This is a genomic window from Corynebacterium stationis, from assembly GCF_001941345.1.
In the GTDB taxonomy this organism is placed as follows: domain Bacteria; phylum Actinomycetota; class Actinomycetes; order Mycobacteriales; family Mycobacteriaceae; genus Corynebacterium; species Corynebacterium stationis.
In genome coordinates this window covers 1198829-1219692 of the sequence record NZ_CP009251.1, presented here as the reverse complement: position 1 = coordinate 1219692, position 20864 = coordinate 1198829, and the positions used below count along the sequence as shown (strand labels likewise).

The following is a 20864-nucleotide window of genomic DNA, read 5'->3' as shown; positions in this document are numbered from 1 at the left end:
CAAATCCATGACTACCGCCCAAACCCACTCAGAAATGCTTGCGATCGGATTCGATTTCGAACAATGGCAAGACGTTGTGGAAGCAGCCATCGCCACCAACCAGCTCACCGTGACTGGTGAAATCCGTGGTGGCCAGCTGATTCAGTTTGCCGATGCTTCCGGCGCACAGCTGAACATCCTTGCTGTGGAACCATTCTCGACCTACATCGGCTTTGAAGGTATCACCCAAGCCTTTGCACACGTGTCGATGGTCAACGATGTCTTAAGCTACATGAACATCATCACCCCAACCGGTGACACGATTTCGGAAATCACTGCAAACCTCGCACAAGGACCGCTGCTGGCTGAAGTTGAAGAGCAACAGTGGCAGCAAGTCGGCATCACTGCGATGGGTCTTGCGGTGCAGTCTTATGAATCAACCGATGCTTTCGAGGAATCTGAAGGCGTCTTCCCAGCACTCTTTGAATCCGAAGGTGCGGAAATCGTTAACTCTGGAAGCGGCGCAGCAGCCCCGACTCCTGGCGCGCGCTTTGCAGCACGCGTTTTGGAATCTGGTTGGCGTCATAACCAGCTCAGCGGCAAGCGCTTTATCCACGTTGTGCTTGATGGCGCATTCCCCTTCGATCTATGCCTTCCTGAATCCTTCGGGGACCTTCCTGCCAAGGATTCAGTGCTTGCAGGTACCGCGTTGATGACCGCCAGCGTTTTGACCCCTATGTCGGGCGGCTGCGGCTCGGGTGGCGGCTGTGCATGTGGCTCAGGCGGCTGCGGCGGACATTAATTATGCAGTGGAGCACTAAGGGATTTTCAGCACGACAACGCACCATTTTTGGCGTCATCGCCATTGTGGCTGCGGTCTTTGTCGTGCTCAGCGCGCTGCGTTTTACCGGACTGATAATCTGCCTCATCATCCTTCCGCTCGCGCTGTTTATGCTGTATTCACGCCCTGATGCTTCTGAGCAAAAGACCTTGAAGTCATCAATTTCTTTATCGGCAGACGATATTGAAGATGTCGTCGAGGAATATGAGCACTTCGCTCATTCCCCAGAGGCGGAAGCAATTGCGGATCGCACGCTGCATCGACCAGCGCTGCTTGACCCCGAATGCGAAGACCCCGCAATTGAGAAATTCCATTATGAACTCTCAACTGCCAAGCGTTTTGTGCGCCGTTTAGACGCTCGGTTGGCTAAGCCAAATATGGAAACCAGCGAGATTGAACAGCTTTTGAAGATTACGGATCAGCGCGCCTTTGAACTCAAAGAGTCGTGGCTTGCAGCCCGTCGCTCCGCATTGGCGCTCGGGCCGAAATATGATCCAAATTCTCGCGATTAAAGGGCCGCAAGCCCAGTTGCGATAATCTCAGAAGGACCACGCAAAGTAGAACCATCTTCGCGTACTTCTACTTTCACCTGACCACCAGGTACGTTGACTTGAACCTCGCCGGTTACCGTGCCCGCATCAGCTAATGCTGATACTGCGGCAGCGACGGTTCCCGTGCCACAGGAACGGGTCTCTCCTACTCCGCGCTCGAAGACACGCATGTGTACTTCGCCGTTCTCGAGTGGGGTAACCACTTCGAGGTTCAATCCATTCGGGAAAAATTCCGAATCAAACTCCGGCTGCTCGAAGTCCAACTGTGCAAGTGCTTGCGAATCTAATCCTGGAATGGTGGCCGCTAGGTGAGGATTGCCCATGTCTACTCCCAAGCCAGCATAAGACTGTCCGGCCATCTTCGCGGTAGAAAGCCCTATGACTTCAGGTGCTCCCATTTCAACGCTGACATCTGCGTGGCGGGCATCAAAGGCATGCACGATAACTGGCTTAGCGCCAGCGCGAGTACCCACGGTGAAAGAAATTCCTTCTCCGGTTAGACCTTGGGGCGGAATTGGAATCAGGCCTTGAGCAATTACCCAGTGGGCAAATACGCGGGTGCCATTGCCACACATTTCAGCAATCGAGCCATCTGCGTTGCGGTAGTCCATAAACCAGTCATCGCCGTCGATGCCGTCCGCTAGCTTGTCTAGCTCTCCGTTATCCACCAGCGCCTGGGCACGAATGACGCGCAAGAGGCCATCTGCCCCAAGGCCCGCTCGACGATCGCACAATGCAGCAACACGCGATGGGTCAAGCGATAAATCACCATCCGGGTCATTGATGATAAGGAAATCATTTTCAGTGCCATGCCCCTTGGCAAAGGGCAGCGAACCAGTGGAAATATTAGACATGCCTTCTATTCTATAGCCTCAAGCAAACTCAGTACTTGCGGCAGGGTTTGCTGCGCTGCATCAATCCACGAAATTCTCTTATCGCGGTGAAACCATGAGCGCTGCCGGCGGACATAGCGCCGTGTCCCGATGTTCGTTCGCTCTAGGGCCTCATCCCACCCTAATTCGCCATCCATGGCTTGGAGTACTTGCGCGTAGCCAATCGCTCGGCCAGCAGTGGAGTCGCGTACCAGGCCTTTTTCTAATAAGGCCTCGACTTCCTCCACGAGACCTTGCTCGAACATCATTTTCGTGCGCAGCTTAATGCGCGGGTTCAGCCAATCAGAGTTTGTTTCCAGGCCTACTAAGTGTGCATTCCACCGCGGTGGAGCATCCTTAGGCGGCTGGCTTGCTTGAAAGGGTTTGCCGGTCAATTCAATGACCTCCAATGCTCGCACGGTTCGCCGCGGGTCATTGTCTTCAATAATCGACGCAGCTTGCGGATCGATCTTTGCAAGTTTGGCGTGCATCGCGGCTACCCCAACCTCGTGCAGTTGCGCTTCATATCTAGCACGGACGTCCGCATCCGTCGGCGGGAAAGCCCACGCATCAACCAAAGACTGCACATACATCATGGAACCGCCAACGATGATGGGCCTTTTGCCGCGCGCTGCGATGTCTTCAACATCGGCGACGGCATCCTCTTGATAACGCGCGACTGAGGCAGTCTCAGTTATATCCCATACGTCTAGTTGATGATGCGGGATGCCTTGGCGCTCAGCGATGGTCAATTTCGCAGTACCAATATCCATGCCACGGTACAGCTGCATGGAATCACAATTGACTATTTCACCGTCGAAGTGATGCGCGAGCTCTAAAGACAGCGCTGACTTGCCCGATGCAGTTGGGCCAACCACCACGATGGGCCTTAAATCTTTATCTTTCACCATCTACACCTTCCAAGCGGCAATAAAGCGGCCAACCCCAAGGGTTGCATCAAAATCAACCAGTTGCGCTTCTTCGGGGGCAAGCTGTGCCAATTCCAACCACAGCCCTGGCTCGATCACACCGGCATCGATAAGCTTATGCGCGTCCATCGGACCAGCGTGGCCCTGCAATACCTGCGAACACCACTGATGAGCCGACTCTGCGGTATCAAGCAAGGCCAGCGGTGCGCGCTGCGTCAACCCCGCACTGCCATCGAGGACAACGACGGTTAAAGCTAGGGGATCTATGTGGCCAATATTTGCCCGGCACTCGGTAACACTTTCTGCAGGAGCGCCCGCAGCCTGCAAAATATAACGAGCTACCAACTCACCTAGAAAATGTCCCTTAGCGACGTTAACCTGGGGCGCTCCCCACGCCCGAAAACTTCCGTCATGCGCGGTATACCAGCGCTTGTCCTGGGAAAAGACTACATGGATTGGCCCGTTGTGCTGTTTAATCAAAGGTGTCAGCAGCTGAGTAGCTGAATTGAGCAGCCTTTGGGATGGTTCATCACTTGGCGATAGCTCGGTAACTAGAGCTGGCGAGCCGGGGAGAAAGACGACATTGTTCATTGTGTATTCCATCCTAAGCCTGCACTTAGAAATTCGTGTCTTTAACCCTGACAATGATGGTCATATCGCGCTATTGTGTAACAAGACACGTGCGCATTGCTAAAAACGGTGCGCTGTTTAGTTAATTTCTCGGCAGCCGTGTCGCGCGGCACAGCCTTCACTTTAAGGACGGAGTTCATCTCATGGCTACTTCTACCCCCTCCCCTGCTAATATGCCCAAGCCAGGCCCACGGCCCGGAGCACAGCCGCAGGCTGCGCCTGCACAACCGGCTGTGGTGACGATGAATGCCCCAGTTAAATCAGATCCAGCCAAGTGGGGCCGCGTTGATGAACAAGGTACGGTTTTCGTCCGCACAGCTGATGGCGAGCGCGAAGTCGGCAGCTGGCAGGCAGGCACCCCCGAAGAAGGCCTTGCGCATTTTGGTGCCCGCTATGATGACCTCGCGACCGAAGTGGAGCTTTTGGAAGCTCGTCTGAAAGCACATCCTGATGAAGCTGAGGCTATTAAGAATACGGCTGCTGAATTGAAGCAGACGGTACCTACCGCGGCGGTCGTGGGCGATCTCGCTGCATTAGAACAGCGCCTCGAGGCCATTCAAGAACACTCCGTCAAAGCTGGTGAACAAGCGGCTGCTGATAAGGCACGTCGCCGTGAAGAGGCCATCGCCGCTAAGGAAAAGCTGGCTGCCGAGGCAGAAGAAATCGCCGAGAACTCCACCGAGTGGAAAGTCGCCGGTGACCGCATCCGCGAAATCTTGAACGAGTGGAAGAAGATCAAGGGCATCGACCGTAAGACCGATGATGGTCTGTGGAAGCGTTACTCCCGTGCACGTGATGCTTTCAACCGGCGCCGTGGTGCACACTTTGCTGAGCTAGACCGTGGGCGTGCTGCCGCACGTAAGAAGAAGGAAGAGCTAGTTGAGCGTGCGGAAGCTTTAAAGACTTCTACCGATTGGGGTGCTACTGCGCGCGCCTACCGCGATCTGATGGCGGAATGGAAAGCTGCTGGCAGAGCCCCGCGCGAAGTCGATGACAATCTATGGGCGGCATTCCGTGGTGCTCAAGACCACTTCTTTGCTGCCCGTGATGCCGTCAATAACGAGCGTGACCAAGAATTCGCTGAGAATGCGAAAGCCAAAGACGCTCTTATTGCCGAATATGACTCGCAAATCGATCCTGCCAAGAACGTCGAGGCTGCTAAAGCCAAGCTGCGTGAGTTGCAGGATAAGTGGGAAGAGATTGGCTTCGTTCCGCGCGACCAGGTTCGCCAGTACGAGGACAAGATTGCTGCCCTGGAAAAACGCGTGGCCGATGCCGAAGAGTCCAATTGGCGCCGTACCGATCCAGAAGTCCAGGCCCGCGTAGACCAGTTCAAAGCCAAAGTTGACGAGTTCAACGCACAGGCTGAGGCTGCCCAAGCTAAGGGCAAGACCGCAGCGGCCGAGAAGTTGCGCGAGCAGGCTGCGCAATGGGCTGAATGGGCCAAGACCGCAGAAGCTGCTGTAGAAAGCTAAGGATTAAAGTTACCTCACGTGGATAATCTGCACCTCGCGCAGCTTGCACCACCACACTTTCCCTCCGGACCTGCTGCCACCGCAGCTAGGACGGAGGGATTGTCTCCTACGCCTTCTGATGCCGTTCGCACCTTTGCGTTTATGGCCAATCTTTATGCGCAAGAAGTCAGTGGTGACCCGGCTGCATCCGCCTCCCCCGAACGCGTGCTCTATCGACTACGCGGATCCAATGAATCACAGACCTATATTTTTGCCCTCATTGAAGGAGCTTCCCCACTGGGTGAAGTCTCTTCTCTGGGGCTACCGCTTATCCCTTCCACCGGTGAGTGTCCTGACTATGACTATGCGGGTTTTATCCAACTTAGCGTCGCACTACTGGAAGAAAAAGAGACTGCTGATATAGATTTCATCCTCGATGTGGGATATCTTCCGCTGCCGGGCGAACCGGTGGATGCAGAAACCCGCAGCGTTGCGACGACCCTAGTGAACCACGGTTTAGAGTTGGCAAAGAAATTAGGCCGCACCACGTGTCAGGTTAGTTCTTTGCATTCCGATGACACTGCTGCGGAAGCGGATCCCTTTTCCAGCGCCTATCAAAAAGCAGGCTTTGCAATTAAAAATGCTGAACGCCAAATTAAGATAGATGTACCTGAGCAACCAGCGACGGTTCTAGTTCCAGCAGGTCTAAGCACCGAAACGTGGCTTGACTACGGCATCCCAGAGCAATATCTGGATGATGTGATCGATCTTCTTACCGTCGTCTCGGAAGATTCACTCACGGGCGATTTAAGCGTGGAGCCCATCAAGTGGAACCGCTCTCGCCTGAATGAAGCACATGCTAAGCTGCGCGCACGCAAGGCGCATACGCTCATGGTGGCGCTGATTGATGACACTACCTACCAGGTTGTGTCCTTGACGGAACTCGGGCGCCATGCTGGCTCTGACCCGGAAGTTGCTGAGTGGACGTTAACGGTTACCACGCGTGAGCATCGGGAACAGCAGCTGGCTAGCAAGGTCAAGCTTTTAGCGTTGACTGCATTGCGTGAGTGCTGGCCCGATGTGGAGCGAACCTACGCCTCTATCGGAGCCGGTGATGTCGCTATGAATCGTATCTTCGACGAGCTTGGAGCCCAAGGCATTTCGCGCTCCGAGTCGTGGGAGTTGCGGCTTTAGTCCTGTGGTGGCTGGTTAGCCTGACCGGTATTGCGGTGGCGTCGCGCCGCGCGAGCGCGACGGTCGTCGACGAGCAAAGGATTATCCTTCGGTGCTGCTTCGCGGCGAATATCCATTTGAGCTTGGCCGACTGCATCGAGCTGCGAGGCCGCCTCACGTGCCTGCCGTGCCGCTTCCATCTGCTCAGGGCTACGGCGCAATGCCACCAAGGAAAAAGACACGGTGGCAATAGCTACAGCAACAATGCCGCACCATAGGCCAATTTCCGCGCTATCTGCACGTGCGCCGCGCATCCACACCATAAACAACGAATAGGCAAAGCCTACGGTAACGAGCATCCAGCCGATGAGTCCACATATCGCGCGGCGGGTTACCAGGGTCAAGGTCGTGCACACGCCAACGCCCAAAGTTGCAAGAATGGCGAAGACGAACTCCGCAATCGACATGGTCTCTCGTGCGTCGGAGCTAAAGGTAATGATTTCAAAACCGCGGATCCCCGCCGAATGCGGCAAGATTAGCCACGCAACGTAGAACACGACCGCGACAATGAGTGGAATAACTTGGTTTCTTAAATCCATGGTTCGCGCACTGCGGCGCTCCGCTTGGATTGGGTTTTCTTGCTGCTTAGACACAATTACCTAGCATAGTCGTTTCAAATTTTCGGGGGTCTTAGAGACCACACGCTGGCGCTGGGGCTGGTTCTTCCGCTGGCTTACCGATGCGTGGAAGGCCCAAGCCCACACCAATGGGCTGGGTGGTTGGGGTCTGCCCCGCTGCCGACATATCTCCTGCCTTAGTGCGGCGATGAGATGTCACACCTTCATCAGCAATGAGGAAGAAGGAACCCGAATCTGTCACGGTGGTGTGCACAATATCGCCGGGACGGATCTGGGAAGTGATATCTTCGCCATTCATGACCGGGGTAAAGTGCACCAGGCGTCCGTCGCGGGCGCGACCACTAATACGGTGGGTCTCGCTATTTTTACGACCATCAGCCTGCACAAGTAGTTCTACATCCGTGCCCACCAGCTTCGCGTTCTCTTCTGCACCGATGTCATCTTGCAGCTTCACAAGGCGCTCAAAACGATCCTGCACGACATGCTTTGGCAGTTGATTTTCCATAGTTGCCGCAGGGGTGCCTGGGCGCGGGGAATATTGGAAGGTATAAGCCGCCGCGAAGCGCGCACGGCGCACAATATCCATGGTGCCCTGGAAATCTTCTTCAGTCTCTCCTGGGAAGCCAACGATGATATCCGTGGTGATGGCCGCGTGCGGCATCTTTTCACGGACTTCATCAAGAATGCTTAAGAACTTCTTCGTGCGGTAAGAACGACGCATATCCTTGAGAATCTTGTCTGAACCGGACTGCAAGGGCATGTGCAACTGTGGGCACACCGCTGGGGTCTCTGCCATTGCGTCGATAACGTCAGAGGTAAATTCCGCTGGGTGTGGCGAGGTAAAACGCAGACGTTCCAATCCTTCGATCGCGCCCACAGCACGCAAAAGCTTAGAGAAGGCAAACTTGTCGCGTGGCAGATCGGGGTCTGCAAAATTCACGCCATAGGAGTTTACGTTTTGGCCCAACAGGGTTACTTCAGTAACACCTTGGTCCACCAACGCCTGCACTTCCGCCAAGATATCGCCAGGGCGACGGTCTTCTTCCTTGCCACGCAAGGAAGGGACAATGCAGAACGTACAGGTGTTATTGCAGCCGACAGAGATTGAAACCCAGCCTGCATAGGAAGATTCACGCTTCGCCGGAAGCACCGAAGGGAATGCTTCCAATGAATCCACAATCTCAATCTGTGCCTTGTCATTGTGACGCGCGCGCTCCAGCAAAGTAGGCAATGCTGCCATATTGTGCGTGCCAAAGACTGCGTCAACCCATGGGGCGTTGGAGATCACGGTGTCTTTATCTTTTTGCGCCAAGCAACCACCAACGGCAATCTGCATTCCAGGATGGTTTTCTTTGGTCTTTTTCAATGCACCAAGTGAGCCATAAAGACGCTTATCCGCATTTTCACGCACAGCACAGGTATTAAATACGACAAGATCGGGTTCAGATTCCTGCTCCGCTGCGACGTAACCGGCTTCTTCCAATAGGCCGGAGATGCGCTCAGAGTCATGAACATTCATCTGACAACCGAAAGTCCGCACCTCATAGGTACGGGCATTTTCTACTACTGCAGCAGGGGCGGCTGCATTTGAGTTTTCATTGGGGTATTCGCGCTTGGTTTCCACGTGGAGTCATTGTAGTGGCGCTATGCACCAGCGCCTAACCATATAAAATTCCCAAGAAAGCGCCCGTGCACATAGCGAAAACGGTATGAGAGGGCAACACTGGGGGCTATTTCAACAACGTAAGAAACCGGTTCGCAGAAATTGGCTTCATTTGCGAAAGTACATGAAACCAACTTCTATCTGGCGCTACTTAACGAAACTTTTCGAAATCCTTTGCAAAAGCTGCAAAGGTTATCAATTTGTTACTTCAAGCTTTGCATACAAGCGAAGATTACCGCCTAAAGTTTCTTATATGTTGCAAAACACAGGCGAAAGGAGAAAGTGAAGTGACAGACACTCCGATGATTCGCATGAGCGGCGTCCAGAAGTATTTTGATGACTTCCAGGCGCTCAAAGATATTGACTTAGAGGTTGCACACGGCGAAGTTGTAGTAGTCCTAGGGCCTTCTGGCTCCGGTAAGTCAACGCTCTGCCGAACCATCAACAGACTGGAAACAATTGAAGAAGGAACCATCGAAATCGATGGCTCCGTTCTCCCCGAAGAAGGCAGCCAACTAGCTAAGCTGCGCGCTGATGTGGGAATGGTATTCCAGCAATTCAACCTGTTTCCCCACCTGACCATTTTGGACAACGTCACTTTGGGTCCGAACAAAGTCCGCAAGATGAAGAAGTCTGCTGCCGAAGAACGCGCAATGCAGCTTCTTGACCGCGTGGGCATCGGCAATCAGGCTTCAAAGTATCCAGCACAGCTTTCAGGCGGTCAGCAGCAGCGCGTTGCTATCGCTCGTGCATTGGCTATGAACCCAAAGATCATGCTTTTCGATGAGCCAACGTCGGCGCTTGACCCAGAAATGGTCAACGAGGTGCTCGATGTTATGGCTTCGCTGGTTAAAGAAGGCATGACCATGGTCGTGGTTACCCACGAGATGGGCTTTGCCCGCCGTGCCGCTGACCGAATCCTGTTCATGGCTGATGGAGAAATCGTCGAAGACACCGATCCATCAAGCTTCTTTGATAATCCACAAACGGACCGCGCCAAAGACTTCCTGGGCAAAATCCTTTCTCACTAGATTCAAAAATCTACGTCCCTATCTTTTATTTAAAGGAGAACACATGTCACGCTCTATCACTCGTATCGCAGCCATCATCGGAACCGTAGCTGTCTCGGGCAGCCTGCTTGCCGCTTGTGGTGGCTCCTCCGGAGACTCTGATAGCCTACTCAGCTCCATCGAGTCCGGCAACGTCACCTTGGGCACCAAGTTCGACCAGCCTGGTCTGGGCCTTCGTGAACCAGACGGATCCATGACCGGTCTAGACGTCGAAGTTGCAACCTACGTGGTCAATTCCATTGCCGCTGAAAATGGTTGGGATGAGCCTTCCATCGACTGGCGCGAAACCCCATCGGCTCAGCGTGAGACTTTGATTCAAAACGGCGAAGTCGACATGATTACCGCGACTTACTCGATTAACCCGGGTCGTTCCGAGTCCGTTAACTTCGGTGGTCCGTACCTGCTGACCCACCAGGCGCTTTTGGTTCAGGACTCCAACAACGAAATCAACGGTTTGGATGACCTTGAAGGCAAGATCTTGTGCTCGGTAACCGGTTCTACCCCGGCACAGAAGGTCAAGGAAGCACTGCCTACCGTTCAGCTGCAGGAATACGACACCTACTCCAGCTGTACTGAGGCACTGCGTCAGGGCAATGTCGACGCCATGACCACTGACGCAACCATTCTTAATGGCTACGCGGCTCAGTCCCCTGGCAACTTCCGCGTCGTTGAGCTGGAAAAGGATGGCGAGCCATTCACCAATGAGTACTACGGCATTGGTCTGGCCAAGGATGACACTGAAGGCACTGACGCCATCAACACTGCTCTCGAAGCAATGTTTGAAGACGGCTCCTTCGACAAGTTCATCTCTGACAACCTCGGCGAAGGTGAAGCAATCACCAAGGGCACCCCAGGCGACCTGTCCTTCATGGATGAATAAATTCATCTGTTGAGGCCCACGAATACCTAGCGAAAGCCCCGCGATAAGCATTATTCCGCGGGGCTTTTGCACCCACTATTCACAATAAGCGTTTGATAAGTATGCAAGGAGAACTATGAACGCCATGTGGGATCAGCTATTACCTGGCTTATGGCCAGCATTTTGGCTCACCATCCAACTGACTTTTTGGTCGGCGATTGGTTCGACAATCCTCGGAACCATCCTCACCGCCATGCGCGTCTCCCCGGTTGCGATTTTGCGCACCATATCCACGTTCTATATTTCTGTGGTTCGCAATACTCCCCTGACGCTCATCGTCCTATTCTGTTCCTTTGGTCTCTATCAGAACCTGGGAATGGCTCTAGCTAGCCGCGAATCCGCTAGTTTCCTGGTAGATAATAACTTCCGCCTCGCTATAGTGGGCTTTATCCTTTACACCTCAGCCTTTGTCGCCGAGTCCTTGCGTTCTGGTATCAACACCGTCGACTTTGGCCAAGCAGAAGCAGCCCGCTCGCTGGGATTGAGCTTTTCTGACATGTTCAGAAAGATTGTCTTCCCACAAGCAGTTCGCGCGGCTATCGTGCCTTTGGGAAACACGCTTATCGCGTTGACAAAGAACACCACCATTGCTTCAACAATCGGTGTCGCAGAAGCGTCTCTGTTAATGAAGTCGACAATCGAAAACCACGCGAATCAGCTCTTTATCATCTTCTTCGTATTCGCGCTTGGTTTCATCATCCTCACCCTGCCCATGGGCCTTGGGTTAGGCAAACTTTCTGAAAGAATGGCGGTGAAGAAGTAATGGCTGTACGCGCTACCGTCCTTTATGACGCACCGGGGCCTAAGGGCCGTCGCAATAATCGTCTCTACTCCGTCATTGCCGGGTTAATCTTCCTCGCTATCATAGGGTGGGTTGCCTGGACTCTAAACAACAATGGCCAATTTGAAGGCCGCCTGTGGACTCCGTTCCTCCAAAGCCAAACGTGGACCACCTACCTGCTACCTGGTCTTCGCGGCACGTTGTTCTCGGCCTTTGCCTCAATTGTTCTTGCTTGTATCTTCGGCGTGGTCTTGGGCTTGGGCCGTCTCTCGGAAAGCCGTTTCGTGCGCTGGATCTGCGGCATCATCGTGGAATTTTTCCGCGCCATTCCCGTGCTGTTGCTGATGATTTTCGCGTACCAGCTCTTCGCTGTCTACGATCTCGTTCCATCGCAGCAACTGGCATTTTCTGCCGTGGTTTTCGCATTGACCTTGTACAACGGTTCCGTCATCGCGGAAATCCTCCGCTCCGGTATCCGTTCCTTGCCAAAGGGTCAGACCGAAGCAGCTAAGGCTTTGGGCCTGTCGCATCGCCTGACGATGTACCGGGTCTTGCTCCCGCAGGCAATCGCTTCGATGCTTCCAGCATTGATTGCACAGATGGTCATTGCTCTCAAGGACTCGGCTTTGGGCTACCAGATTGGCTACGTCGAAATCGTGCGTTCTGGTATTCAGTCTGCTTCTTACAACCAGAACTTCCTGGCCTCGCTGGTTATCGTCGGCATCATCATGGTGCTCATCAACTGGGGACTTACCACTTTGGCACAGCGCATCGAACGTCAGCTACGGGCTGGACGTGCGCGGCGCAATATCATCGCCAAAGTGCCAGAGCAGCCAGACCAAGGCATTGACACCAAAGACAATGCCAACGTTGACTGGCGTGCTCCTGGATATAAGGAAATTACTAACCCCTCGGAGTAAATAACCAGCTACTCCTGTGATGTCCCCAACTCTTCACACCGCTGCTCTAGGGCACGGCGTGCAAGGTTGAGGGACATTCCTTCGTTAAAGCCCCTGCGCGCAAGCACCCCGACAATGCGCCGCAGGGCTTTATCGCGTTCTGCCCGGTCCGCTGGCGGATGTTTAATCGACTTCGCTTTCTTTACCGCGAGCGTCCACGCCATAGCTTCTTCATCATCGTCATCGATTTGCTCCAACGCCTGCGCGCGCACTGACGAAGAAATACCTTTGCGAATAAGCTCCTGGTTCAACGCCCGCGCGGACTTTCCGCGGCGTGCATGACGCTGCCTAACCCATTCTGAGGCAAACAGCTCATCATTAATGAGCCCAACCGACGCCAGATCGTCTAAGACATCCTCGATGACTGGCTTAGCGAACTCCAGCTTCACCAGCCGTTCACAAAGTTCATGTCGGGACCTTGCGCGCTCATCCAGCAAGCGCAGGGCACGCGAGCGTACCTCGGCTTTAATTTCCTCCGCTTCATGGTCAAAAAGCGGATTGTCTACAGCGCCTTCTGCGTAGTCTTCTAATGCCTGGCGCAGCTTCGCCAGCTTCTCTGCACTGGGCTCCTGTGCCGTCACATTCATCCCCTATTTGCGCTCATCAAACTCAGCCTAGAAAAATGCGCGGAGCCAGTTTAAAAACTGACTTCCGCGCACATCGTGGGAGCTAGATATTTCTACTCTTCATCTTCGTCATCAAAATCAACATTCGGTACAAAGCCTGCTGGATCATCAGTCAATGGGTCTTCTGCACCAGGAACATCCATGGCTGCACCATCGTCATCGGTGGTCTTGGCATATTCACCAACGCCGAGCTTTTGGAAGATCTTCTTTTCAATCTCATCTGCCAGCTCTGGATTGCTCTTGAGGAAGTTGCGGGCTTTTTCTTTACCCTGGCCCAGCTGGTCACCTTCATAAGTAAACCAGGAGCCGGACTTCTTGATGAAGCCGTGTTCCACGCCTAAGTCGATAATGGAAGATTCACGCGAGATTCCCTCACCGTACATGATGTCGAACTCCGCAATCTTAAATGGCGGGGAGACCTTATTCTTTACGATCTTGATGCGGGTACGGTTACCAATTGCGTCCTGGCCGTCCTTAAGGGTCTGGATACGGCGGATGTCACAACGCACCGAAGCGTAGAACTTCAGTGCCTTACCACCAGTGGTGGTTTCAGGAGAACCGAACATCACGCCGATCTTCTCACGCAGCTGGTTAATGAAGATAGCCGTGGTGCCGGAGTTGTACAGTGCACCGGTCATCTTACGCAGTGCCTGGGACATCAGACGTGCCTGGAGACCCACGTGCGAGTCACCCATTTCACCTTCAATTTCAGCCTTTGGCGTCAACGCCGCAACCGAGTCAATAACGATAATGTCGATAGCACCTGAGCGCACCAACATGTCTGCAATCTCCAGTGCCTGTTCACCAGTGTCAGGCTGTGAGACCAACAAGTTATCAGTATCTACGCCCAAAAGACGTGCATATTCTGGATCCAATGCGTGCTCAGCGTCGATGAACGCCGCAATGCCGCCTGCCTTTTGAGCTTCAGCAATAGCATGCAGCGCCACTGTGGTCTTACCGGAAGACTCTGGGCCGTAGACTTCAACCACACGACCGCGCGGGAAACCACCAATGCCTAAGGCAATGTCGATCGCAGTGTTGCCAGAAGAAATGGCCTGAATCGGCGGGCGATTTTCTTCGCCCAGACGCATAACAGCGCCCTTGCCGAAGTCCTTTTCAATCATGGACATTGCGGCATCTAGGGCCTTCTTGCGGTCATCCCCGGGCTTGGTTGCCGTTGCTTTCTTCTTTGCAGCCATGTGTATTCCTTAAAGTTAAATTCACGTGCGGGGTATTAAATTCCCACTGATTATTACCCACTGTAGTTTCTAGACTCCAGCGAGTGACATTTAGTTCCCACGTTGAAGATTATTACGCGGTTGAGACTATCTTTTGCCTTCGACATTTCGAATCCTACACATCTTTTTATTCGATTGCACATTCGAATACGGCAAGTCGCGCAAGAAGTGCACCTTCGGATAATCCTCTATTTTCCAGGGCGATCTATGCCTAGGCGGTCAGCTTCTGGCACCGAGAAGTCATCACATAGCTCGCGCCACACCTGGGCCAAATCGTATCCATTTTCGATCAAGTTATCGGGAGTTTCACCCAAGGTCGACACCACATGTGAGTGCGCTATCCACCTGCCCTGCGGGGAACCAAATACATCCTGCAGCAGTTGCTCAAACTCCGTTAATCGCATGGGGACATCATAGCGTAGCGCGATAAAGCGCCTGCTTAAACACTGTTCAAAAGATGGGTTTGCCAGCAATAATAACTTTGTTCTACAGTAACTTGCATGAAACAGAAATCCCTAGCGACAGACCTAGCGTACGTAGCGGTCTTCACAGCACTCGTTATTGTCCTTGCGTTTGTCTCCATCCCTATCGGCACCGCTGGCGTGCCCATCGTCATGCAAAATGCTGCGCTCATCCTGGCAGGACTTGTACTCGGTGGACGCCGCGGCCTGTATGTTGGCCTGCTCTTTCTCGTCCTCGGCTTAGCCCTTCCGGTACTTGCCGGTGGTGGCACCACTCTACGCGCACTCGCGGGTCCCACGGCCGGCTACATCATCGGCTATGTTCTCTCCCCTGCTATTGCTGGTCTCATTGCCTACCGTGCGCCACGTAAAAAGGCCGGAATGGCCATCACCTTTATCATCGCAGCGTTTGTGGGTCTCGCGGTGCAATACATCTGCGGTTCCTTCGGCTTGATGATCCGCTCAGGTTTGGAACTCGCGCCAGCATTTGCGGCCCAGATTCCTTTCTTGCTGCCTGATAGCGCGAAGATTGTTGTCGCAATTATTATTGCGCTTGGCGTTCATGCAGCGTTTCCTGACCTTATTTCCCGAAAGAGAAAGACCGCGTAGTGCCGCATATCAAGTTCGAGCACGTTGATGTCGCATTCGATGACACCCCGGTGCTCAAAGACATCAATTTAGATCTGCACGAGCACCGCATCGGTATCATTGGGGCTAATGGTTCGGGAAAATCAACCATTACCAGGCTGATTAATGGTCTAGGTGAACCGACTTCAGGCTCGGTGTCAGTCGACGGTTTCGATGTTGCAGAACATGCCAAGGAACTTCGCAAGAAGATCGGGTTTATCTTCTCGGATGCAGAAAACCAGATCGTGATGCCCAATGTTCGCGATGACGTGGCGTTTTCCTTGCGGCGTTTCAAGATGTCGAAGCAACGTCGCAATGAGCTTGTCGATGCAGCCCTGGCGCGCTTTCAACTCACCGACCTTGCCGATCACTCCCCGCACACGCTTTCGGGCGGACAAAAGCAGATGCTGGCGATGGCAGCGGTGCTTGTGATTGAACCGATTCTCATTCTGGCTGATGAGCCGACGACCTTATTAGATCTGATTAATCGCAACCGCATTCGACGTGAATTCGCAGCCCTTGAGCAGCAAGTCATCGTGGTGACCCACGACTTGGACTTCATTTCGGATTTCGACCGCGTAATCTGCATTGATAATCACTCGATTGCTTATGATGGCTTGCCCACGGATGCAATTAGCTTCTACACCGAGTTGATGGAACAACGAGCACTGCGATGAAGACCAAAAACATCCCGCTAGCTGTCTATGTTGATAAAGACACCCCCGTTCACCGCCTGCGTGCCAGCTGGAAACTGCTCTTTATCATCGTCTTTGTTATCACTACCTCCCTACTAGCGACAACCCCACTGCGTGGGTTGCTAGCTTGTGGCATCGCCGTGGCATTCTATTTTCTCGCTGCTATTCCGCCGCGCGTAGCTTTATCGCAGCTGTGGCCCCCGTTGATTATCGTGATCCCATTAGCGGCTTTTCAATGGTGGGCAAAAGACTTGGACTATGCGCTGACCATGTTCTTGTCTATTTTCTCTGCCATCCTCATTGCCTTCTTATTGACCTTGACGTCGACGGTCGATGAAATCATGGACTCTGTTGAGACCTCACTGGCACCGCTTGGTCGCTTTGGCTTTCCTGTAGAAAACGTCACCTTAGCGATGTCATTGACGATACGGCTGATTCCATTAATGTTTGCCACCGTGGGTGAAGTACTCGATGCCCGCAAAGCACGCGGCGCCGGCTTTTCTATCTCGGCCTTTGGTACCCCAGTGTTGATTCGCTCTATTAGACGCGCACGCGCTATCGGCGAAGCTCTTCAAGCCCGCGGCTTTGGTGACTAGCTATGCGGCTTGGGCTCTCGATCCAGTTTGTTCGAGTAGTACTGTCTCCTATTTTCGAGCACCATCGTGCTCTGTTCCGCAGCTCCGTCACCTAAGACAAGACGTAGTGGTCCGCTATCTGCGGAAACGTGCGTGCAGATGCTGCGCACGATATCCTCCGGACTAATTCCTCCACCAGTTGCTCCCGGTTCACTGGGTCATGGAACCGCCGCTGTCCCTAAGACTTGTTCGCGCAGTTCATCATAGTCGCGGTTCGGTCTGCTGAACTGAATTTCTGAGGTTGCCCACTGTGATTCCCAGAAGGCGTTTACTCAGATGTCAGAAGCCATCTGCACAGACGTGTTCCACGTAGCAGAGCTTGTCGGGGTCGACCACGCAGGGCCAGCCGGCTCGTTTACCCTTGGATTCCGCCACGATCCGAGCATGCGCTGCGCACTCACTAACGTAAGTGCGCTCCATCTGTCCGAACATTGAGAGGATCACCACCGCCAACTGGGCCATCGGGTCATCCGGGTTCGAAGAATCAACTGGCATGGGATCAGCCAGGGTGCGCACCCCGACGTTACGCTCCTGAAGATCATGGATCAGATTCAACGTATCCCGCACCGTGCGCCCCAACCGGTCGAGCGTGTGGACGACAATGACGTCGCCTTCACGGGCCTGATCCAGTGCCTTGTGCAGTCCGGGGCGGTTGGTGGTGGATCCGGATTTCTTATCAACGTAAATGTATTTGCTGGCAATACCTTCCTGGCGCAGAGCGCCGATCTGTCGGTCAAGGTCCTGTTTCGCGGTCGACACCCGGGCGTAGCCAGTATCCATAACCAGAATAGTGCCGGAAGTCCATTCTGTAGCGGACATTATGGGACATGGCTGTGGCATGACTTGTGGGACATGCTCCTCCTGGGACTGTGTATTTTCAATCCATTGTCATTGATGGTGTCCCACTTCCTTGAAAGTGAGACGCTCGGGAAAGGCCGGAAGGAACCCCTTTCCCGATGTTCAAACCATTGCTTGAAATACAAGTACTCGCTTGTTAATATCGGAGTGTGCTTACAGAGATTTCCTTATCCATCCCCGCGTCGGATCTCAGTCCCGCCGAGCGGGCCCAGTTACTCGTACCCACACTGGCCGCGCTGTCGGATGAAAACCGGTTGACGATCCTGCTCACCTTGGCGGAGACGTCGATGACCAACCGCCAGCTCCATGAGGTCACCGGGATGAGTCAGGCGTTGGTCAGCCATCATCTGGCTGCCCTGCGCAAGGCCGGACTGGTGGACTCGGAGCCGAGGGGTCGTGCCACGCTGAATTCGGTGTGTTGTGCTCAGCTGGCTGATCCGGTGCGCTGGCTGGCGCACCTGGCGACGTTGACCCCGGAGGGACAACGCGCCTGCTGCACGGACACCTCCCTGAGAAACGATGTCGTTGATGCTGATTAGCGCGCTCGGCACGTTCACTATCCTCCTGGTCGAACTGCTCCTGCTGTTTCTGGTGATCTCCTATGCGGTCGCGCTGATCAACCGGCGCTTCGGCCCGGAGCGGTTGCAGAGCTGGATGGCTGGTGGAGCGGTTCCCGGCCAGGTCAAAGGACTGGCATTGGGGGCGATCACTCCGTTTTGTTCCTGTTCGACGATCCCGATGTTTGTCAGCATGCTCAAAGCCGGGGTGGCCTTTCGTACCACCGTGACCTACCTGATCGCTTCGCCGCTGCTCAACCCGGTTATCGTCGGCGGGATCTGGCTGATCTTTACCTGGCAGGTCGCGATCAGCTACGCGGTGATCATGGTGCTGCTGTCGCTGGGAGCACCCTGGGCCTGGACCGCGCTGGGCATGGAAGACCAGCTGCGCAAGGTCAAGGTCAAGGGCGGTCGCCAGCTGGACGGGACCCCGTGGCGTGGAATCAAACAAGAAACCCCGGCAGCGATCCGTCAGGCATGGGACGATCTTCGCCCCATGCTCCTTCCGATGATCATCGGCGTGTCCATCGGTGCATTCATCTACGGGGGCGTGCCCGAAGACGGCCTGGGATTTATGGCCGGTGGAAACGTCTGGTGGCTGATTCCACTAGCTGCGGTGATCGGTATCCCGCTGTATGTCCGACTGGAGACGATGCTGCCGGTCGCCCTGGCTTTATCGGGTGCCGGGGTGGCCATCGGCCCGATCTTCGCGATGATGATCGGCGGGGCGGGGGCCTCTCCGCCGGAGGTCTCCATGTTGGCGGCGGTGTTCAAGCCAAAACTGTTGGCCACCTTCGTGATCACGATTCTGCTGGCGGCCATGCTGGCCGGCTACGCGATGACGATCATCCTCTAAACCACGTACCCCTACCGAAAGGACACACTCTCATGGGTTTCAAGGACCTGTTTACCAAGAAAAACTCCACCTCCGACTGCTGCGGGGTCGAGATCGTCGCCGACGACGACACCGACACCACTGAGACCACCAGTGACCAGGAGGAGCAGCACCCGCAGGCTACGTCCTAACCCGACACATCCCGGTCTCTACCAGCGTGTCCGGCTCCCGGACGAGGACGCTGACAGCCGGTGCAGACACCAACGACCCCGCGCGGGAATCGCGCGGGGTCGTTGGTGGTGTCAGGTGGGGTGGTCAGTTCTCGAGCAGCTCGGCGAGGAGCCTGCGCACCCGGGTGTCAATGTCGTCACGGACTAGACGCATGCGCTCCAGGACCTCGATCCCACGCTGGGACGGCTCGTCAGTCACCCACCGCTCGCACGTACCGCGGGCATCGTCGGGTAGCTCCAGCTGGGCATCACCTCCCAGGATGATCACGCGGTCGACCTCGCGCAACAGCTGTGGATCTACACCCTTAGGGTGGCCTGCGGACATGTCGGCACCGGCCTCGGCGATAACCTCGACGGACTGGGGGTTGAGCTTCGTGCCGGGTGTCGTGCCGGCGGAGTGGATCTCGATCTGGTCACCGGCGTGCTTAGCGGCCAGGGCTGCGGCCATCTGGGACTTGCCGCCGTTACCGACGCAGACGAACAGGACTGTTGGGTGGGTGCTCATGAGGTGAAGTTCTCCTTCTCGGATACAGCAGTCTGCGGGGACGGTGTCGAGGATACAGGTAGGGTCGGATCCTGGGGGAAGAGTTTCGGCCCCAGCCACAGCATGGTGTAGACCAGGCCGACAAGCACTGGGATCTCGATCAACGGGCCGATCGTGCCGGCCAGCGCCTGTGCGGAGGTCGCCCCGAAGGTGCCGATGGCCACGGCGATGGCCAGCTCGAAGTTATTGCCCGCGGCCGTAAACGACACCGACGCCGACTGAGCGTAATTCATTCCCGACGCCTTCGCGGCAATCAGTGCGATGGCGAACATGCCGACGAAGTAGGCCAGCAGCGGCACAGCCAGGCGGGCCACGGTCCACGGTTGGGAGGTAATCTGCTCCCCCTGCAGGGAAAACAGCAGCACGATGGTATAGAGCAGGCCGATCAGTGCCAGCGGGGAGATCTTCGGCAGGTAGGTGTTTTCGTACCAGGCACGGCCCTTGGTTTTTTCACCGATGATTCGGGAGGCCACGCCGGCGGCCAGCGGGATGCCGAGGAATACGAGCACGGAAACCACGATCGACCAGAAGGAAAATTCCGCCGAGGTAGTCGCCAGGCCCAGCCAGGCTGGCAGGACCTGGAGGTAGAACCAGCCGAGTACGCCGAACATGATGACTTGGAACACCGAGTTGATCGCCACCAGCACGGCCGTGGCCTCCCGGTCACCACACGACAGATCACTCCAGACGAGCACCATCGCAATACACCGAGCCAGGCCGACGATGATCAATCCGGTGCGCAGTTCCGGCTGATCCGGCAGGAAGATCCAGGCCAAGGCAAACATGAAAGCCGGACCGACCAGCCAGTTGAGCACTAAGGACACGGTCATTAGGCGTTTGTCAGCGGCAATCTCACCGGCCTTGTCGTAGCGAACCTTCGCCAGCGGCGGATACATCATCACCAGCAGGCCAAGTGCTATCGGCAGGGAAATCCCACCGGCCTCTAAAGCGCCCAGGGCGTCACCGATACCGGGGACGACCCGGCCGATGAGCAGGCCAGCGGCCATGGCAAGAATGATCCAGACCGGCAAGAAGCGATCTAAAAAGGTCATGCGTGGGCGGTGGTCAGAATTCATACGAGCCTTTCGCAGTATTGACA

Annotated in this window: 24 protein-coding genes and 1 pseudogene; 14 read left to right on the top strand and 11 right to left on the bottom strand. The window is 54.9% G+C overall.

The window, feature by feature from the left end:
- The first annotated feature begins 7 nt into the window (after positions 1-7).
- Together CSTAT_RS05705 and CSTAT_RS05700 are read left to right on the top strand one after the other, a co-directional pair.
- The gene (locus tag CSTAT_RS05705) at positions 8-781 is read left to right on the top strand and encodes a hypothetical protein (protein ID WP_075722769.1); all 774 of its coding nucleotides are present in this window, start codon (positions 8-10) and stop codon (positions 779-781) included.
- Positions 782-783: 2 nt separating this feature from the next.
- Complete coding sequence (locus CSTAT_RS05700) at positions 784-1332, top strand: hypothetical protein (RefSeq protein ID WP_066793568.1); 549 nt, start codon at positions 784-786, stop codon at positions 1330-1332.
- Here the strand turns inward: CSTAT_RS05700 and dapF are convergent.
- From dapF to CSTAT_RS05685, 3 genes are read right to left on the bottom strand one after another with little or no spacing between them, the layout of a single operon-like run.
- The gene (dapF, locus tag CSTAT_RS05695; protein ID WP_066797530.1) at positions 1329-2201 is read right to left on the bottom strand and encodes a diaminopimelate epimerase; all 873 of its coding nucleotides are present in this window, start codon (positions 2199-2201) and stop codon (positions 1329-1331) included. The two genes, CSTAT_RS05700 and dapF, sit on opposite strands and share 4 nt — an antisense overlap.
- 29 nt (positions 2202-2230) lie before the next feature.
- Complete coding sequence (miaA, locus tag CSTAT_RS05690) at positions 2231-3154, bottom strand: tRNA (adenosine(37)-N6)-dimethylallyltransferase MiaA (RefSeq protein WP_075722768.1); 924 nt, start codon at positions 3152-3154, stop codon at positions 2231-2233.
- On the bottom strand, positions 3155-3763 hold the full coding sequence (locus tag CSTAT_RS05685; RefSeq protein ID WP_075722767.1) for a hypothetical protein: 609 nt from the start codon (positions 3761-3763) through the stop codon (positions 3155-3157).
- Between the two features lie 182 nt (positions 3764-3945).
- Here CSTAT_RS05685 and CSTAT_RS05680 point away from each other — a divergent pair, with 182 nt between their 5' ends.
- Both CSTAT_RS05680 and CSTAT_RS05675 read left to right on the top strand, forming a co-directional pair.
- The gene (locus tag CSTAT_RS05680) at positions 3946-5277 is read left to right on the top strand and encodes a DUF349 domain-containing protein (RefSeq protein ID WP_075722766.1); all 1332 of its coding nucleotides are present in this window, start codon (positions 3946-3948) and stop codon (positions 5275-5277) included.
- Between the two features lie 18 nt (positions 5278-5295).
- On the top strand, positions 5296-6450 hold the full coding sequence (locus tag CSTAT_RS05675) for a GNAT family acetyltransferase (protein WP_244892912.1): 1155 nt from the start codon (positions 5296-5298) through the stop codon (positions 6448-6450).
- On the opposite strand, the gene CSTAT_RS05670 is transcribed toward CSTAT_RS05675, so the two are convergent.
- Positions 6447-7082 (bottom strand): Rv2732c family membrane protein, encoded by a 636-nt coding sequence (locus CSTAT_RS05670; protein WP_075722765.1) that lies wholly within the window; start codon positions 7080-7082, stop codon positions 6447-6449. The genes CSTAT_RS05675 and CSTAT_RS05670 overlap by 4 nt on opposite strands.
- Before the next feature lie 37 nt (positions 7083-7119).
- Positions 7120-8607: a tRNA (N6-isopentenyl adenosine(37)-C2)-methylthiotransferase MiaB gene (gene miaB, locus CSTAT_RS05665; RefSeq protein ID WP_224758434.1), complete on the bottom strand. Its 1488-nt coding sequence runs from the start codon at positions 8605-8607 to the stop codon at positions 7120-7122.
- A gap of 425 nt (positions 8608-9032) precedes the next feature.
- Between miaB and gluA the strand changes: the two genes are divergently transcribed.
- From gluA to CSTAT_RS05645, 4 genes are all read left to right on the top strand, one after another.
- A complete protein-coding gene (gene gluA, locus CSTAT_RS05660) occupies positions 9033-9761 on the top strand; it encodes a glutamate ABC transporter ATP-binding protein GluA (protein ID WP_075722763.1) in 729 nt (242 codons plus the stop codon).
- Positions 9762-9804: 43 nt separating this feature from the next.
- Positions 9805-10680 carry a glutamate ABC transporter substrate-binding protein gene (locus CSTAT_RS05655; protein ID WP_075722762.1) on the top strand — a complete coding sequence of 292 codons (876 nt, stop codon included), beginning with the start codon at positions 9805-9807 and terminating at the stop codon, positions 10678-10680.
- Positions 10681-10795: 115 nt separating this feature from the next.
- Positions 10796-11482, top strand: a complete 687-nt coding sequence (locus CSTAT_RS05650) for an amino acid ABC transporter permease (protein WP_066793545.1) — start codon at positions 10796-10798, stop codon at positions 11480-11482.
- Complete coding sequence (locus CSTAT_RS05645) at positions 11482-12420, top strand: amino acid ABC transporter permease (RefSeq protein ID WP_075722761.1); 939 nt, start codon at positions 11482-11484, stop codon at positions 12418-12420. Before CSTAT_RS05650 ends, CSTAT_RS05645 begins: the two co-directional genes overlap by 1 nt.
- A gap of 8 nt (positions 12421-12428) precedes the next feature.
- On the opposite strand, the gene recX is transcribed toward CSTAT_RS05645, so the two are convergent.
- The 3 genes from recX to CSTAT_RS05630 all read right to left on the bottom strand — a co-directional run bounded on the left by recX (position 12429) and on the right by CSTAT_RS05630 (position 14727).
- Complete coding sequence (gene recX, locus CSTAT_RS05640) at positions 12429-13046, bottom strand: recombination regulator RecX (protein ID WP_075722760.1); 618 nt, start codon at positions 13044-13046, stop codon at positions 12429-12431.
- A gap of 92 nt (positions 13047-13138) precedes the next feature.
- Positions 13139-14284, bottom strand: coding sequence for a recombinase RecA (gene recA, locus CSTAT_RS05635; protein WP_066793534.1), 1146 nt, complete (start codon positions 14282-14284; stop codon positions 13139-13141).
- A 227-nt stretch (positions 14285-14511) separates the two neighbouring features.
- Complete coding sequence (locus tag CSTAT_RS05630; RefSeq protein ID WP_066793526.1) at positions 14512-14727, bottom strand: DUF3046 domain-containing protein; 216 nt, start codon at positions 14725-14727, stop codon at positions 14512-14514.
- A gap of 96 nt (positions 14728-14823) precedes the next feature.
- Here CSTAT_RS05630 and CSTAT_RS05625 point away from each other — a divergent pair, with 96 nt between their 5' ends.
- Genes CSTAT_RS05625 through CSTAT_RS05615 form a run of 3 tightly spaced genes read left to right on the top strand, consistent with a single transcriptional unit; the run spans position 14824 to position 16702 of the window.
- Positions 14824-15393 carry a biotin transporter BioY gene (locus CSTAT_RS05625; protein WP_075722759.1) on the top strand — a complete coding sequence of 190 codons (570 nt, stop codon included), beginning with the start codon at positions 14824-14826 and terminating at the stop codon, positions 15391-15393.
- A complete protein-coding gene (locus CSTAT_RS05620; protein WP_075722758.1) occupies positions 15393-16088 on the top strand; it encodes an energy-coupling factor ABC transporter ATP-binding protein in 696 nt (231 codons plus the stop codon). The genes CSTAT_RS05625 and CSTAT_RS05620 overlap by 1 nt, the downstream gene beginning before the upstream one ends.
- Positions 16085-16702, top strand: coding sequence for an energy-coupling factor transporter transmembrane component T family protein (locus tag CSTAT_RS05615; protein ID WP_066793519.1), 618 nt, complete (start codon positions 16085-16087; stop codon positions 16700-16702). The genes CSTAT_RS05620 and CSTAT_RS05615 overlap by 4 nt, the downstream gene beginning before the upstream one ends.
- A gap of 321 nt (positions 16703-17023) precedes the next feature.
- On the opposite strand, the pseudogene CSTAT_RS05610 reads toward CSTAT_RS05615, so the two are convergent.
- Positions 17024-17521, bottom strand: a pseudogene (locus tag CSTAT_RS05610) (recombinase family protein); the annotation flags it as partial.
- Between the two features lie 227 nt (positions 17522-17748).
- Here CSTAT_RS05610 and CSTAT_RS05605 point away from each other — a divergent pair.
- From CSTAT_RS05605 to CSTAT_RS13590, 3 genes are read left to right on the top strand one after another with little or no spacing between them, the layout of a single operon-like run.
- Positions 17749-18138 (top strand): ArsR/SmtB family transcription factor, encoded by a 390-nt coding sequence (locus CSTAT_RS05605; protein ID WP_066793516.1) that lies wholly within the window; start codon positions 17749-17751, stop codon positions 18136-18138.
- Entirely contained in the window at positions 18128-19012 is an 885-nt protein-coding gene (locus CSTAT_RS05600; protein WP_066793506.1) for a permease, read from the top strand. The genes CSTAT_RS05605 and CSTAT_RS05600 overlap by 11 nt, the downstream gene beginning before the upstream one ends.
- A 32-nt stretch (positions 19013-19044) precedes the next feature.
- Positions 19045-19182: a hypothetical protein gene (locus CSTAT_RS13590; protein ID WP_169833256.1), complete on the top strand. Its 138-nt coding sequence runs from the start codon at positions 19045-19047 to the stop codon at positions 19180-19182.
- A 124-nt stretch (positions 19183-19306) separates the two neighbouring features.
- On the opposite strand, the gene CSTAT_RS05595 is transcribed toward CSTAT_RS13590, so the two are convergent.
- Positions 19307-19726: an arsenate-mycothiol transferase ArsC gene (locus CSTAT_RS05595; RefSeq protein ID WP_075722757.1), complete on the bottom strand. Its 420-nt coding sequence runs from the start codon at positions 19724-19726 to the stop codon at positions 19307-19309.
- The gene (gene arsB, locus CSTAT_RS05590; protein WP_075722756.1) at positions 19723-20841 is read right to left on the bottom strand and encodes an ACR3 family arsenite efflux transporter; all 1119 of its coding nucleotides are present in this window, start codon (positions 20839-20841) and stop codon (positions 19723-19725) included. The genes CSTAT_RS05595 and arsB overlap by 4 nt, the downstream gene beginning before the upstream one ends.
- Between the last annotated feature and the right edge of the window lie 23 nt (positions 20842-20864).

Bases quoted from the DNA above. Each gene is read 5' to 3' on its own strand.
- CSTAT_RS05655 (WP_075722762.1), top strand. From the start codon at position 9,805: ATGTCACGCTCTATCACTCGTATCGCAGCCATCATCGGAACCGTAGCT.
- CSTAT_RS05645 (WP_075722761.1), top strand. From the start codon at position 11,482: ATGGCTGTACGCGCTACCGTCCTTTATGACGCACCGGGGCCTAAGGGC.
- CSTAT_RS05680 (WP_075722766.1), top strand. From the start codon at position 3,946: ATGGCTACTTCTACCCCCTCCCCTGCTAATATGCCCAAGCCAGGCCCA.
- gluA (WP_075722763.1), top strand. From the start codon at position 9,033: ATGATTCGCATGAGCGGCGTCCAGAAGTATTTTGATGACTTCCAGGCG.
- CSTAT_RS05630 (WP_066793526.1), bottom strand. From the start codon at position 14,727: ATGCGATTAACGGAGTTTGAGCAACTGCTGCAGGATGTATTTGGTTCC.
- CSTAT_RS05595 (WP_075722757.1), bottom strand. From the start codon at position 19,726: ATGAGCACCCACCCAACAGTCCTGTTCGTCTGCGTCGGTAACGGCGGC.
- CSTAT_RS05600 (WP_066793506.1), top strand. From the start codon at position 18,128: ATGCTGATTAGCGCGCTCGGCACGTTCACTATCCTCCTGGTCGAACTG.
- miaA (WP_075722768.1), bottom strand. From the start codon at position 3,154: ATGGTGAAAGATAAAGATTTAAGGCCCATCGTGGTGGTTGGCCCAACT.
- CSTAT_RS13590 (WP_169833256.1), top strand. From the start codon at position 19,045: ATGGGTTTCAAGGACCTGTTTACCAAGAAAAACTCCACCTCCGACTGC.
- CSTAT_RS05650 (WP_066793545.1), top strand. From the start codon at position 10,796: ATGAACGCCATGTGGGATCAGCTATTACCTGGCTTATGGCCAGCATTT.
- arsB (WP_075722756.1), bottom strand. From the start codon at position 20,841: ATGAATTCTGACCACCGCCCACGCATGACCTTTTTAGATCGCTTCTTG.
- recA (WP_066793534.1), bottom strand. From the start codon at position 14,284: ATGGCTGCAAAGAAGAAAGCAACGGCAACCAAGCCCGGGGATGACCGC.
- recX (WP_075722760.1), bottom strand. From the start codon at position 13,046: ATGAATGTGACGGCACAGGAGCCCAGTGCAGAGAAGCTGGCGAAGCTG.
- CSTAT_RS05615 (WP_066793519.1), top strand. From the start codon at position 16,085: ATGAAGACCAAAAACATCCCGCTAGCTGTCTATGTTGATAAAGACACC.
- CSTAT_RS05700 (WP_066793568.1), top strand. From the start codon at position 784: ATGCAGTGGAGCACTAAGGGATTTTCAGCACGACAACGCACCATTTTT.
- CSTAT_RS05625 (WP_075722759.1), top strand. From the start codon at position 14,824: ATGAAACAGAAATCCCTAGCGACAGACCTAGCGTACGTAGCGGTCTTC.
- CSTAT_RS05705 (WP_075722769.1), top strand. From the start codon at position 8: ATGACTACCGCCCAAACCCACTCAGAAATGCTTGCGATCGGATTCGAT.
- CSTAT_RS05685 (WP_075722767.1), bottom strand. From the start codon at position 3,763: ATGAACAATGTCGTCTTTCTCCCCGGCTCGCCAGCTCTAGTTACCGAG.